A 12,821-nucleotide genomic window follows, 5' to 3' on the forward strand; every position below is an offset into this window, starting at 1 on the left:
AACAATTTCCTCGAACAGTATGCCTCGATGTCTTATCACCTATGGTAAATCGACATAAAAAAGCACGCGGGCAAGCGATGATCGAGCTGCTGATTGTGGCCGGTTTCGTACTGGTGCCACTGTTCCTGGCAATCCCCCTGCTAGGGAAATATCTGGACGTCCGCGCTGCCGCAGTGCAGACATCGCGTTACGCCGCGTGGGAACGCACGGTATGGTACGGCGGCAATGCGGCCTCCAGCCTGGGCTGGTTTGGCGTGAGCCGCAGATGGGAAGCGAATGAGAAAAGCGATGACCAGATACGCCGCGAAATGGGCGTGCGCCATCTGTCGGAAACCGATACCGACGATGCTTTTTCCAATGCCGACCGCAGCGCCGGCAACTTCAAGGGCAGCACAAAAACCTTGTGGCAGGATCGCAATGGCCAGCAGCTGCTCGCCAACTACAGCGACATCCAGAATTCCGTGGCCAACGATCTTGCACCCGGCACGCTGAATGTGATCCTCGACCCGATTGCAAACTTTGCCTCCACGCTGGGGCCCTTCGTGCTCGAGATGAATGGCGCCTATTCAGCCAAGGTGACGATCAAGGTCAAGGATATCGACTTCGATCACTTCCTAGCCAAGGACTCAACTGCCAATTTCAGCGAGACCAATGTATTGCTGGCCAACGGCTGGAGTGCAAACGGCGCCGAAGGTACCGACAAGACCAGCGTCAAGCAGCAGGTCAAGGGACTGGTGCCGACCTCCATCATTGCAGCGGAAATCAATGGCGTGAAAATCATCGACTATGTGCTGGGCGCCCTCTCGGTATTCCTGCCCGAAGTATCGAAGCTGGATCCGGGCAGAATCGTGCCTGACAACGTGCCGCCGGATCGCCTCAAATAAGATGACGCCACCAAAAGGAAAACCTGCTGCTCTGTCCCGCCATGCCTGCGCATTGCTTCTTTACGTGCTCGCATCTGGCGCCATGGCTGCGGATGAATTGAATTGCCCGAACTTTCCCGAGCCCAAAGCCAAGGTGCAATGGGTCGCGCCTTACATGCTGTTCAATGGCGTGCCGATGAGCGTCAAGCGTTTTGACAGCGAACAAAAGCCGGAAGAAATCCTGGCCTTTTACCGTCGGGCCTGGGCCGCAAGCCCGGGGAATCCGGCCGCGGTCGAGAACACGGTCGATCCATGGCAAACGATAGGCGTCGTGCGCGGAAAATGTTTTTTCACTGTGCAGGTGCAGCCGGCCGGCAAAACCGGCTCGACCGGCTTGTTGAGCGCCACGCAGGCGCCTGACAAGCCGCGCGTGATTGCAGCTGACAAGGTCTTGCCGATGATGTCAGGCACGACTGTGATCAATGACATTGAACACCGGGATGATGGAAAAACCGCGCGCACCCTGCTGTTGAGCAATACGTTTTCTGCCGAAAGCAATGCCAGTTTCTATCGCCAGACGCTGGCCGACCAGGGTTGGCAGATCGTGAGCAGTTATCAGATGGCGACGGCCAAAGGACCCGGCATTACGCTGGTGATGAAGCGGCAAATGGCCGAGGCCAACCTGGTCATTACACGCGAAGGTGTGAATACGATGGTGCTGGCCAATCTGGTGGACAAGCCATGATGATGCGCACCCAGACACTGCGCCCCGTCGCAAGAAGAAGAAAAATGGCGGGCCAGTCGTTGATCGAATATCTGGTCGTGCTGCTGGTCGGCGTCATCGTGCTGGTCACAGGCACCGATCCGCCGATACAAAAGCTTGCGACGGCGATCCGGGATTACTACACCGATTACTCGTATGCGATTTCCATTTCATCCATGCCTAATTGTTTCGTATCAGCCAATGCAGGACCCGTCACCGTAGGCGTGGACAAATGTATCGACTTGCAAGATCCGAAGTGGCCGGTTGATGTTTCATTCAACTGAAGCGGCAGCAGGCAAGACAGCAATTTTTTATCGATTTAAATGAATTACCAAAGCAGCTCATTTTTGCAGGGTCACATAAATTGAAAATTCAACGTCCGAATATCAAGCTCAACAAAACCTGGCTGATGCTTATTGCCGCCATCGTACTGGCCTTGCTCACGACATGGCTGACGCTGCAGTACCTGACCCAGAAAGAGCAAAGCATAGAAGCCGAAGTCAAGGCGCGCTCGCAACAGGGCAAGGGAGCCAGCATCGCCGTGGTCGTCCCGATCAAGTCCCTGCCGGCCGGCGCACTGCTGGAAGAGTCGCTGGTCGCGGCGCGCGAGGTCCCGGCGGATTTCACCTACGACGACACCATCACCGTCGCGCAGTTCGATGCGATCAAGGGTCAGGTCCTGATACGCGGCGTGGAAAGAGGCAAGCCCTTGCGCAAAAGCGATGTGCAGGAAATGTTCTCGGATTTTTCCGGCACCCTGAAAGCAGGCCAGCGTGCCATGACGGTCAATGTCGACGAAATCAATTCCGTCTCGCACATGATAGAACCGGGCAACCTGGTCGATCTGATGCTGATACTGCCAGGTGGCGGCGAAGGATCGAGCAATCAGACGGTGGTCCCGTTCCTGGAACAGGTCAAGGTGCTCGCTACCGGACAGAAAATCACCCACGACGATCCTGCCAGCCAGGGCAACGCCGAGCGCCGCAAGGTGAGCTACAGCAATTTCACGCTTGAAGTCACGCCTGCACAGGCGGCCCGCCTGACGCTGGCCACCGAACTTGGCAAACTGCGCGCGGTGCTGCGCAACGAGAACGACAAGCAATCGGTGTATTTCGACACCGTCAATGCGAACAACCTGCTGGAAGAAATTCGCGAACGTGAACGGCAATCCGCAGCGACGCGACCACGCAGCACTTCCGGCGCCTATGTCGAATACTTTATCGGCGGCAAAGGCAGCAACGAAGCAGTTGCGCCAGCCATCAATGTACCGATGGCCAGCCCCATGATGCCGCAAGCCGGCATCGATGCGGCTTCCGTTATCGCACCGGCGCAGGCCGCGTTGCCCCAGAACCTGACTGACCTCGTCAAGCTCAGCCTCGGCAATACTGCCGCGCCAAAGTCACCCAAGTAAATAGAGAAAAACATGTACACACGTCTCGCTATCCTGTGTTTCTGCAGTTTCCTGTCTTTCTCTCCCGCCGCTTCCGCGCAAGAAGGACCGTCAGCACAAAGAAACAATGAAATCGTCATGTACGTCGGCGAAGTCAAAATCCTCCCGGTCGATAAAATCCACCGCATTGCAGTCGGCAACGGCAAACTGTTCACGACCTCGGTGTTGAGCAACAAGGAGTTGCTGCTGATCGGCGAAGCGCCGGGCGATTCCTCACTAATCATCTGGTCCGACAGCAACCGCAAAAACGTCTACACGGTACGCGTGAGCCCGCGCGATTCCGGCGATGCCAGGCGCAACGTCAGCGCCCTGCTGCAGGATATTCCCGGCATACAGGTCACGCCGGTCGGACCGAACGTCATCATCAGCGGCATCGCGAGCAAGGAAAACCTGACGCGTATTGCCACTGCCGTGAAAATGTATCCGCAAGCCACCAGCGTGGTGCGCGAAGAAGAAGTATCGATGCGGAAAATGGTCTACATGAAAGTGCAGATCATCGAGATGAAGAAATCCGTGCTGGAAAACATAGGCTTGCAATGGCCTGGTTCGGCAGCCGGTCCGATGCTGGGATTCTCCGGGAATTTCGGCTCCGACCGGGCGCAGACGCAAGGTGCATTGAAAGGCATCCTGCCGGTACCGGGTAAAGGCGGCTTGACGACCTACCTCGGCATTTCCACGCTGATCAACACCACCATCAACCTGGCCAAGAACAATGGCGATGCCTACACGCTGGCAGAGCCGGAACTGAGTGCACGCAGCGGCGGCGAAGCGAAATTCCTCGCCGGCGGCCAGATTCCATTGCCAGCCACCTCGGCGCTCGGCGCCGGTTCGGTCGAGTTCAAGGATTACGGTATCCGCCTTTCTATCAAACCGGTGGCAGATGACCTCGGCAACATCATGGCATCGATCAAGACCGAGATCAGCAGCGTCGATGCATCGGTATCGGTGCAAGGCATTCCCGGCTTCCTGACCCGCCAGTCGGAAAGCGAGATCAATGTCAAGAACGGCCAGACCATCGTCATGTCCGGCCTGGTGAATACCGAAATGTCCAACGACGCCAGCAAGGTGCCCGGCCTCAGCAGCATACCGGTGCTGGGCCGCCTGTTCCGTTCAGACAGCTTCAAGTCCGGCCGTACCGATCTGGTCGTGCTGGTCACCCCTACGATAGTTGACCCGGCCTCCACCATCAATCGGGAACGCATCGAAAAAGGGATGGATATACGCGAGAGCTTCGAACGCAAGCTCAGCAATCAAGACATCATCGACTAAGGGGGCCGCATGTTGCTTATCGCCGTTACTAGCCCCAAGGGCCAGCGTACCGAAGAAGAATGCACGATAGACAGTTGCACCATCGGCAAATCCGATGAAAACCGCATCATGCTGCAGGGCTGGTCGGTCGGCCGCTCGCATGCCACCATCCATCGTCGCCAGGATGGCGTCTATGTCGAAGATCATCGCACCTCGTCCGGTACCAGGGTCAACAACCAGAAGGTGGCGGACCTGCACGGGCCACTCAAACCCGGCGACGAAATCAATATCTGCGACTACATCCTGCACGTACTCGATCTGGAGCCCGCCAGCCCGGTGAACGAAGCACCTGCGCCTGCACCTGCCGCGGCGATGCCTGTGCCGGCAGCGCCAGCCGAAGCGGAGCCGGCCACGGCCAGGGAAATCGCGGAAACAATCGCCGTCCTGAAAAACCTGCACCTGGCCTTGATCAAGCAGATGGATTTGCGTCGGGTCGACGTCAACCGGCAGGATGAAGAAGAGCTGCGCGCCAATACGCTGGCGATGCTGGAAGAAATCGTCGCCGCCGACAAAACCATACCGGCCCACATGGATCGCAAGAACCTGGTCAAGCGCGTGCTCGATGAAGTGGTTGGACTCGGTCCGCTGGAAGATTTGATCGCCGACGAATCCGTCTCCGAGATCATGGTCAACAGCTACGATGAAATTTTCGTCGAACGCAAGGGACAGTTGCAGAAGTCGACCGTCACCTTTACCAGCAACCAGGCCGTGCTGAGCGCGATCGAGCGCATCGTGACGCCGATCGGGCGCCGCATCGATGAAAGCTCGCCTATGGTCGATGCACGCCTGAAAGACGGTTCGCGCGTCAATGCCGTCATTCCGCCGCTGGCGCTCAAGGGCGCCAACATCACGATCCGTAAATTTTCGAAAAAGAAAATGGTCGGCGAGGATCTGGTGAACTTCGGCTCGATGACGCCGGTGATGTTGCATTTCCTGAAAACCATCGTCGAAGAAAAAGCCAACATCATCATTTCCGGCGGTACCGGCTCCGGCAAGACGACCCTGCTCAACGTGATGTCGAATTACATTCCGCGCGATGAACGCATCGTCACCGTGGAAGATGCGGCCGAGTTGCAATTGACGCAGCCCAATCTGGTCGGGCTCGAAGCGCGCCCTGCCAACGCCGAAGGCAAGGGCCTGGTTACCATACGCGATCTGGTCAAGAACTGCCTGCGCATGCGCCCCGACCGCATCGTCGTCGGCGAATGCCGCGGCGGCGAAGCGCTCGACATGCTGACCGCCATGAACACCGGGCATGACGGCTCGCTTACCACCGCGCATGCCAACACGCCGCGCGATTGCCTGGCGCGCATAGAAGTCATGGTGATGATGGCCGGCATGGATTTGCCGATACGCGCGATACGCGAACAGATCGCCTCGGCAATCCGCTTCATCGTGCAGCAAAACCGCTTCTCCTGCGGCACGCGGAAAATCACGCACATCACTGAAGTGACAGGTATGGAAGGCGACATTATCCAGCTGCAGGATATCTATCTGTACAAGCGTGAAGGCTTCGGTGCCGACGGCAAGGTACGCGGCCGGCACATCGCGACCGGCCAGATCCCCGAGTTCTATGAAGAACTGGCCAGCCGCGGCCTGGACATCGACCTGAAAATCTTTGACTCCAAGGATCAGCGACTGTGACCAGCCTAGGACTCATACTTGCCATCGGACTGCTGGCGGCCTTCCTGCTGATCTGGGTCGCCCTGCAGGGCGTGCGTTCCATCCTTGCGAAGCAGCGTTCGGAACTGGAGACGTCGACCAAAACCACGCTCGCCGACATGTTCATCTTCCTCGATGCGGCGCAGATCTTCTATTACAACGTGGCCGCGCTGATCCTTCTGCCTACGCTGGTCTGGTTGTTTACCAGCAATCCGGTCTTTGTCACGTTCACTGCAATCGCAACGCTGGTCCTGCCCAAGTACTACATCAAGAGCCTGGGCACCAAGCGGCTCAAACGTTTCGAGGAACAGTTGCCGGATGCATTGCTGATGGTATCCGGCGCCATGCGTGCCGGCGCCAGCCTGAACGTCGCCATGGAATCGATGGTCAAGGAACAAAAACCGCCGCTGAGCCAGGAATTCGAGCTGATGCTGCGCGAACAGCGTCTCGGGGTGGATTTCGACACCGCACTGGTGAACATGGAAAAGCGCAATCCGCTGCAGGATTTTTCCCTGGTCGTTTCGGGCCTGCGCATTTCACGCGAAGTCGGCGGAAATCTGGCGGAAATCCTCGAATCCCTGTCCACCACGCTGCGAGAAAAAGCCACGATGGAAGGCAAGATACGCAGCCTGACCGCACAGGGAAAAATGCAGGGCATCATCATGTCCTGCCTGCCCCTGCTGATGATGGCAGCGCTGAACTGGATAGAACCCAAGGCCATGGGCGCAATGTTTACCACGGCATTCGGCTGGGCAACCCTGAGCGTGATACTGGTGATGATCACGATCGGTTACCTGTTCATCCGCAAGATCACCACGATAGACGTGTGACATGATGCCTTCCAACTCCCTCATCGCCCTCCTCATCGGTATCGCCACCGGCATCACGGTGCTGCTGATCAGTTACAGCCTCAGCAAACTCAAATCGGAAGTCCCGCGCGAGGAACGCGAGTACATGGACCCGCTGCCGCCTGTCCTCAAGCTGTCGTGGCCCGTCATTACCTTCATCGAATACCACTTTTGCTCGCGCCTGCCTCCATCGTGGCTGGAGCAAACCCACAAGCGCCTGCAGGAAACCGGGGTCGGTTACATCCTGACGGCAGAACAGTACTATGCCGTGCGCGTGTTTTCGACCATCGTCGCCTTCATCCTCACGCTGTTTTCGCTGCATGCGCTGGATTATTCGTCGCCCGGCACGCTGGTCGGCGTCACGCTGCTGGGGAATTTCTACCCGCAAATCTGGCTGCGCGATGTGCGTGCCCGTCGCGAAAAGGAAATCCTCAAGGCGCTGCCGGTCTACCTCGACTTCATCACGCAGGCCGTCGAAGCCGGCCTCAATCTGACCGGCGCCATCAAGCAGGCGATGGACAAGGGCCCGGCCGGCGCATTGCGCAACGAGTTCCAGATGATCTCGCGCGATCTGCGCGCCGGCGTGCCGCGTGCGGATGCACTGCGGCGGATGGAAAAGCGCCTGAACATGAAAGCCATCACCAGTTTCGTCGGCACCGTGATCCAGGCAGAAAAGATGGGAGCCAGTGTAGGCGCTGCGTTGCGCGTGCAATCGCAACAGCGCCGCATCGAACGTTTTCAACGTGCGGAAAAGCTGGCCATGGAAGCGCCGGTGAAACTGATCCTGCCGCTGATCGCCTTCATCTTCCCGGTAACCTTTATCGTGCTCGCCTTCCCTATCGTCATCAAGTTCATGCAGGAAGGCATGCTGTGAAAATAGGCGCCATTTATCTCGATGACATCTGCATCGTGCCGCGCGTCTGGAATGCGGTCAGCGCATGGGAAAGAACCCGTGGCTTGCTCGGGCGTCCGCCCTTGCAGGCTGGCGAAGGCATGCTGATCCGCGATTGCCGTCTGGTACACACGCTGGGCATGGCTTACGCACTGGACCTGGCCTTCCTCGACCGCAACGGACAGGTAAAAAAACTGGTGCACGGCGTGCTTCCGACCCGCCTGTCCGGCAGCCTGCAGGCACAGCAAACGCTGGAGCTGGCACCCGGCACACTGGCAAAAATAACGCTGAAAAAAGGCGATGTGCTGGCATGGCGCGAGGCCGGCGCATGAGCGGCAAACTGCATGCCCTGATTGCGCTGCTGTCCTTCGGGCTATTAGGTGGCTGTGCGCTGCTGCCGCATGACAATATCTACCAGCTGCATCGCGAAGCACAGGTCGCGTATGCCGACGAGCAGGACGAGCGGGCGGAAAAGCTGCTGCTCGGATTGTCGCGCGCGGCGCCCAACGATCCGGAAACCTGGTTTTATCTGGGCAATCTTTACGCCCGCACGAGCCGTCCGGAACAGGCAACGCAGGCTTACCAGAAATCGCTGATGCTCAACAGCACCGATGCGCGCGTATGGCATAACATCGGCGTGGTCCGCATCCGCGAAGCATGGGCGGCCTTCATACAGGCGCACAATCTGGCGAAGTCGGACGACCCGCTTTATCCAAAGCTGGAAAACCTGATCACCTCGATGGAAAAAATTCCACTCGATGGCCTGGCCCGCACACCGAAGGCGCCGCTGGCCGAACCGTCAGGCGCCGGCAAATGAAGCAGCGCATCCAGTTGCGGCAAACAGGCAGGCAGCGCGGGCAGGCGCTGGCGGAATACATCTATGTCTTCCCTATCCTGGCCATGCTGATACTGGGCGCGATTCAATTCGGCTTCATCTATCAAACCAAGGTGACTCTGAACTACGCGACCTTTGCCGCCACCCGTCAGGGCGCGCTCAACAGCGGCGCGATGACGGCGATAGTCGATGGCCTGACATCCGGCATGATGCCGCTCTTCACGCACAGCAGCAGTACCGGCGGCAATCGGAATCTGGACTTGCTCAAGAACGCATGGAAACTGTCGAACCAGCAGATGAGCAATCCCAAACTGACCGTCATCACCATCGTCAATCCGACCACTACGGCGCTGGGCGCCTATCGGGGCCAGTCCGAATCGGGCAGCGAAATCCCGAACGACAACCTGATGTACCGACCCACCAGCATTGCCGGCGGCGGCATGAATATCCAGGATGCCAATCTGCTCAAGGTGCGCGTGACCTACTGTTACCGGATGGCGGTACCGATACTCAACAAGCTGATCTACAACCTGGTCATAGACCCGCCGCCTACGCCCGTCATAGGCGCGACGGCGGCCGACATGCTGGCATCTGACAGTGGCGGCGCCAGCAGCAGGCCATGTACCGGCATCGCCGACGAATACCGGATCCCGATCACCTCCGAAGCGATCGTGCGTATGCAAACCCCGTTCAAGGATCCCGGCAAATGGATAGGACCATGACAGCAGATACCGACATCATGCAGGCCGTGCCGGCACGTGCGCGTTTATTCTCTTTGCGCGGACGCCTCGGGCGCGCGCATTACATCGCCTATACGCTGGGCTCGCTGGTAGTTGCCTTCTTCTTCATCTACCTGCTCAGTTTTGGCCTGATGTTCCTCGGCGAACTGGGCCGCATGCTGTACATCCTGGTCAGCGTCCTGCTGTTCTATGGTTTCCTGCCGATTTTTTTCACGCTGCAGACCATCAAGCGCGCACATGATTTCAATGTCGGCGGCTGGCTGGCCTTGCTGCTGCTGGTGCCTGTCGTCAATCTGATGTTCTGCTTCATTCCCGGCACGCGTGCTGACAATACCTATGGGCCAGTGCCGCCGGCCCCGTCATCCGGCCTCAAGGCTGGCGCCATCCTGTTGCCGATATTGCTGATCGCCGGCTTCCTCGCAACGGAAGGCAGCCGGAACAGCCAGCAGGAATCGACGTCCGCCTCGCCACCTGCCACTTCATTGAAACCATACACGCCATGAAACCGACAGATACCACGCTGATTGCGGAATTCGAAACCCGCTTCCCCGACATTGCACAGGAACTGGGCAAACCCAATCTGGAAATATTGCTGGATGGCGCTTCGGTGCAGGAAATCCCGCCGGGCCGCATCGTGATCCGCGATCGCATGCCGGTCGATTTCCTGTACTTCGTGCTCGATGGCACATTGAGTGCCTCGATAGAGGATGGCAAGAAATCGATGCGCCTAGGCACCATCAAGCCCGGCGAATGGATGGGCGAGATTTCGGTGCTGAGCGGCGAATTGCTGGCCAGCGCAACCGTCACCACCGAGACGCCCTGCAAGCTGCTGCGCGTGCATCATCTGACGTTCGCAAAACTGATTACCGAAAACGAAACCGTTGCACAGGTATTGCTGCAGCATTTCATCAATTTGATGGCCAAGCGCTTCCGCGCTTCCGGCACACGCGGATAACATTCAAGAGAACCCGAATCCATGGACTTGACATTTTTCCTCAAGAATCTGCCTGCCTTTGAAGAATTCCAGGCGCATCATCTCGCCGTACTGGCCAGCCACCTGAAGATAGAGCAGCATGACGATGCGCATGTGTTCATCCGCCAGGGCGAACAGGGAGCAGCCCTCTATCTGTTGCTGCAGGGTTCGGTGCGCGTCACCCGCCACGACGATGACAGCGAGGTCGAACAGGAAGTGCGCGAACTGTCCGATGGCGAAATGTTCGGCATGCTGTCGCTGATCGACGACCTGCCGGCACAGGCAAGCTGCAGCGCCCGCGGGCCGGTCAAAACCGCGGCACTGACACGCGATGCTTTCCATCAGCTTTTTCATGAAGCGTCGCCGATAGGCCACCACCTGCAATACATGGTCGCCGTGCAGATGGCGCGCGATCTGCAGGAGGCGAACAAGCGCTTCCGCGCCACGCTGACTATGACCTGATCGATATCGATAACACTGTGCCTAAAAAGAGAATCGATATTCCGCTTTCACGCCTTGTATCCGCCGTACCGCTTGCGCTACTGATGATGCACGGGGGAAGTGTTGCCGTCGAAGCTCCCATCACTCCCGGCAGCGTGCTGGACACGCTCGGCCCCCCGCGCTCCCGCATGCCCGCCACGCCGCCGCAAGTCGTGCTGCCGGTGCAGGCAGCGCCATCGGTACATGAGCCGCGCGCGCGACGCTTTCGCGTAAATGCATTCGACATGTCCGGCAATACCGTGTTCAAGACGCGTTACCTGAAGCGCAAGCTGGAACGCTTTGTCGACATGGAGTTGAATCTGTACGACTTGAACAAGGCGGCCGACGCCATCACCGCCTTCTATCATGAGCGCGGCTACACACTGGCGCGCGCGACGATACCGGCGCAAAAAGTGGTCGATGGCGTGGTGCAAATCCAGATCGTCGAAGGCCGCATAGGCAAGGTTGCGATCACCGGCAACCATCGCTACCCGTCGCCCTTCATCACCGCACGTACCGGTCTTCTCGAACGTGGCGCACTGGTCACCACAGATCGCCTGGAAACCACGCTGCTGTTGTTGAACGATCTGCCCGGCCTGAACGCCCGGGTAGTGCTGGCACCCGGCACTGAATTCGGCACCACCGATGCTGAAATCAATCTGACCGAGAAACTCTTGAGCGGTAGTGCCGGGTTGAATAATTACGGCCGCCGGGAAACCGGTGAAAACAAGCTGGAACTGGCGCTCAATCTGAACTCGCCATTCGGCTGGGGCGATCAGCTTGCCCTCAGCGGCTCGAGCACGGATCACAAGCTGGTGCGTTACTGGAAAGCCGGCTATTCGATGCCGCTGAATAATCTGGGCACCAGACTGGCAGTCAGCACCTCGCATGTTGCCTATGAAGTAAGCGGCGCACTGGCGGCATTGGGCATAGGCGGCGAAGTCAAGACGAGCGAACTCGTGGTCAGCCACCCTGTGCAGCGCACCCGCAACAACAACCAGACAGTGAATGGCGGCATCAAACGCAATCAATTAAAGCAGACCACGCTAGGCAGCACGACTTCGGAAAGCGAAATCAGCCTGCTGACTGCCGGCTACCAGCTCAATTACATCCATGACGACGCAGCAGTCACCAATGCCAGCTTCAGCTTTGCAACGAACTTCAAGCGAGTCAGGACTATCGCCCAGCAGGATGCCGTCATTGCGCGCGCGGAAGTCGATGTCAACCACACTGCGCCGTTTTTTGGCTCATGGGATCTGTACCTGCGTGGCACCTATGTCCATAGCCCGGAAATGCTGCCCGATACCGAGAAATTTTCACTCGGCGGTCCATCCAGCGTGCGCGGTTACCGGCCGTCCGAAGTGCGCGGTGACAGCGGCTATCTCGGCACGCTGGAACTGCGGCGCCCATTCAATGTGGCGGGCCGCATGGCGATCTTCCGCATCACCGCAGATAGCGGCCAGGTTGCCTACAAGGGCCCGGGTTATCGTGACAGCTTCGAGCGCTTGCATAGCGTCGGGCTGGGTGCGGTTTTTTATGCCGGCAAGAACATGACGGCATCGATCGATGCCGCCAGGCCGGTCGGCAGTCATCCCTCGTATATCACCAACGATGGCAAGAACGGCAGACTCTGGATGAGCCTCAGTGCGAATTTCTAGGCCACTTCAGCAAGCGTATCTGCTTGCCCTCTTCCTGTGCCATCAGCCGATAGCGCAGGCAGAACTGCCGACTGGCGCCACAGTCGTGGGTGGCGCCGCCACGATCAATCAATCCGGCACCAATCAGGTCATCAATCAAACCACGGCCAAAGCCATCATCGACTGGCAAACCTTTTCCATCGGCGCCGGCAACAGCGTCAGTATCAACCAGCCCAACTCTTCCTCCATCCTGCTCAACAGGGTCATCGGCGGCAGCCGCTCCGACATCTACGGCAGCCTGAGCGCCAACGGCCAGGTATTCATCGTCAACCCGTTCGGCATCTATTTCGGCGCCGGCTCCTCGGTGGAT

16 protein-coding genes are annotated in these 12,821 nt (G+C 58.3%); all 16 read left to right on the forward strand.

Going from position 1 to position 12,821, the window contains the following annotated elements; genetic code table 11:
* Nucleotides 1–41: 41 nt before the first annotated feature.
* Complete coding sequence (locus tag Q7T06_RS05880; RefSeq protein WP_304781784.1) at nucleotides 42–884, forward strand: hypothetical protein; 843 nt, start codon at nucleotides 42–44, stop codon at nucleotides 882–884.
* Nucleotides 885–966: 82 nt separating this feature from the next.
* Complete coding sequence (locus Q7T06_RS05885) at nucleotides 967–1,608, forward strand: hypothetical protein (protein ID WP_304781788.1); 642 nt, start codon at nucleotides 967–969, stop codon at nucleotides 1,606–1,608.
* Nucleotides 1,605–1,910, forward strand: a complete 306-nt coding sequence (locus Q7T06_RS05890) for a hypothetical protein (RefSeq protein WP_304781790.1) — start codon at nucleotides 1,605–1,607, stop codon at nucleotides 1,908–1,910. Before Q7T06_RS05885 ends, Q7T06_RS05890 begins: the two co-directional genes overlap by 4 nt.
* A gap of 80 nt (nucleotides 1,911–1,990) precedes the next feature.
* Nucleotides 1,991–3,037: a Flp pilus assembly protein CpaB gene (cpaB, locus tag Q7T06_RS05895; protein ID WP_304781794.1), complete on the forward strand. Its 1,047-nt coding sequence runs from the start codon at nucleotides 1,991–1,993 to the stop codon at nucleotides 3,035–3,037.
* A 12-nt stretch (nucleotides 3,038–3,049) separates the two neighbouring features.
* Nucleotides 3,050–4,345: a type II and III secretion system protein family protein gene (locus Q7T06_RS05900; RefSeq protein ID WP_304781798.1), complete on the forward strand. Its 1,296-nt coding sequence runs from the start codon at nucleotides 3,050–3,052 to the stop codon at nucleotides 4,343–4,345.
* A 9-nt stretch (nucleotides 4,346–4,354) separates the two neighbouring features.
* A complete protein-coding gene (locus Q7T06_RS05905; protein ID WP_304781801.1) occupies nucleotides 4,355–6,028 on the forward strand; it encodes an ATPase, T2SS/T4P/T4SS family in 1,674 nt (557 codons plus the stop codon).
* A complete protein-coding gene (locus Q7T06_RS05910; protein ID WP_304781805.1) occupies nucleotides 6,025–6,876 on the forward strand; it encodes a type II secretion system F family protein in 852 nt (283 codons plus the stop codon). The genes Q7T06_RS05905 and Q7T06_RS05910 overlap by 4 nt, the downstream gene beginning before the upstream one ends.
* 1 nt (nucleotide 6,877) lies before the next feature.
* Nucleotides 6,878–7,768 carry a type II secretion system F family protein gene (locus Q7T06_RS05915; protein WP_304781808.1) on the forward strand — a complete coding sequence of 297 codons (891 nt, stop codon included), beginning with the start codon at nucleotides 6,878–6,880 and terminating at the stop codon, nucleotides 7,766–7,768.
* Complete coding sequence (locus tag Q7T06_RS05920) at nucleotides 7,765–8,118, forward strand: DUF192 domain-containing protein (RefSeq protein WP_304781810.1); 354 nt, start codon at nucleotides 7,765–7,767, stop codon at nucleotides 8,116–8,118. The genes Q7T06_RS05915 and Q7T06_RS05920 overlap by 4 nt, the downstream gene beginning before the upstream one ends.
* Nucleotides 8,115–8,603: a tetratricopeptide repeat protein gene (locus Q7T06_RS05925; RefSeq protein WP_304781813.1), complete on the forward strand. Its 489-nt coding sequence runs from the start codon at nucleotides 8,115–8,117 to the stop codon at nucleotides 8,601–8,603. The genes Q7T06_RS05920 and Q7T06_RS05925 overlap by 4 nt, the downstream gene beginning before the upstream one ends.
* Complete coding sequence (locus Q7T06_RS05930; protein ID WP_304781816.1) at nucleotides 8,600–9,343, forward strand: TadE family protein; 744 nt, start codon at nucleotides 8,600–8,602, stop codon at nucleotides 9,341–9,343. The genes Q7T06_RS05925 and Q7T06_RS05930 overlap by 4 nt, the downstream gene beginning before the upstream one ends.
* On the forward strand, nucleotides 9,340–9,864 hold the full coding sequence (locus tag Q7T06_RS05935) for a DUF805 domain-containing protein (protein WP_304781819.1): 525 nt from the start codon (nucleotides 9,340–9,342) through the stop codon (nucleotides 9,862–9,864). The genes Q7T06_RS05930 and Q7T06_RS05935 overlap by 4 nt, the downstream gene beginning before the upstream one ends.
* Nucleotides 9,861–10,316, forward strand: coding sequence for a Crp/Fnr family transcriptional regulator (locus Q7T06_RS05940; protein WP_304781823.1), 456 nt, complete (start codon nucleotides 9,861–9,863; stop codon nucleotides 10,314–10,316). Before Q7T06_RS05935 ends, Q7T06_RS05940 begins: the two co-directional genes overlap by 4 nt.
* A 21-nt stretch (nucleotides 10,317–10,337) precedes the next feature.
* Nucleotides 10,338–10,796, forward strand: coding sequence for a cyclic nucleotide-binding domain-containing protein (locus tag Q7T06_RS05945; RefSeq protein ID WP_304781828.1), 459 nt, complete (start codon nucleotides 10,338–10,340; stop codon nucleotides 10,794–10,796).
* Between the two features lie 83 nt (nucleotides 10,797–10,879).
* On the forward strand, nucleotides 10,880–12,472 hold the full coding sequence (locus Q7T06_RS05950) for a ShlB/FhaC/HecB family hemolysin secretion/activation protein (RefSeq protein ID WP_304781831.1): 1,593 nt from the start codon (nucleotides 10,880–10,882) through the stop codon (nucleotides 12,470–12,472).
* Nucleotides 12,459–12,821 (forward strand): filamentous hemagglutinin N-terminal domain-containing protein (locus Q7T06_RS05955; RefSeq protein ID WP_304781834.1); only part of this gene is annotated, 363 nt, incomplete at its 3' end. The genes Q7T06_RS05950 and Q7T06_RS05955, both read left to right, overlap by 14 nt.

The organism is Herminiimonas sp., assembly GCF_030645555.1.
Taxonomy (GTDB): Bacteria; Pseudomonadota; Gammaproteobacteria; order Burkholderiales; family Burkholderiaceae_D; genus Oxalicibacterium.

Coding starts and splice junctions, on each gene's coding strand:
- Q7T06_RS05880 (WP_304781784.1), top strand. CDS start 42: ATGGTAAATCGACATAAAAAAGCACGCGGGCAAGCGATGATCGAGCTG.
- Q7T06_RS05885 (WP_304781788.1), top strand. CDS start 967: ATGGCTGCGGATGAATTGAATTGCCCGAACTTTCCCGAGCCCAAAGCC.
- Q7T06_RS05890 (WP_304781790.1), top strand. CDS start 1,605: ATGATGATGCGCACCCAGACACTGCGCCCCGTCGCAAGAAGAAGAAAA.
- Q7T06_RS05900 (WP_304781798.1), top strand. CDS start 3,050: ATGTACACACGTCTCGCTATCCTGTGTTTCTGCAGTTTCCTGTCTTTC.
- Q7T06_RS05905 (WP_304781801.1), top strand. CDS start 4,355: ATGTTGCTTATCGCCGTTACTAGCCCCAAGGGCCAGCGTACCGAAGAA.
- Q7T06_RS05915 (WP_304781808.1), top strand. CDS start 6,878: ATGATGCCTTCCAACTCCCTCATCGCCCTCCTCATCGGTATCGCCACC.
- Q7T06_RS05925 (WP_304781813.1), top strand. CDS start 8,115: ATGAGCGGCAAACTGCATGCCCTGATTGCGCTGCTGTCCTTCGGGCTA.
- Q7T06_RS05930 (WP_304781816.1), top strand. CDS start 8,600: ATGAAGCAGCGCATCCAGTTGCGGCAAACAGGCAGGCAGCGCGGGCAG.
- Q7T06_RS05935 (WP_304781819.1), top strand. CDS start 9,340: ATGACAGCAGATACCGACATCATGCAGGCCGTGCCGGCACGTGCGCGT.
- Q7T06_RS05940 (WP_304781823.1), top strand. CDS start 9,861: ATGAAACCGACAGATACCACGCTGATTGCGGAATTCGAAACCCGCTTC.
- Q7T06_RS05945 (WP_304781828.1), top strand. CDS start 10,338: ATGGACTTGACATTTTTCCTCAAGAATCTGCCTGCCTTTGAAGAATTC.
- Q7T06_RS05950 (WP_304781831.1), top strand. CDS start 10,880: ATGATGCACGGGGGAAGTGTTGCCGTCGAAGCTCCCATCACTCCCGGC.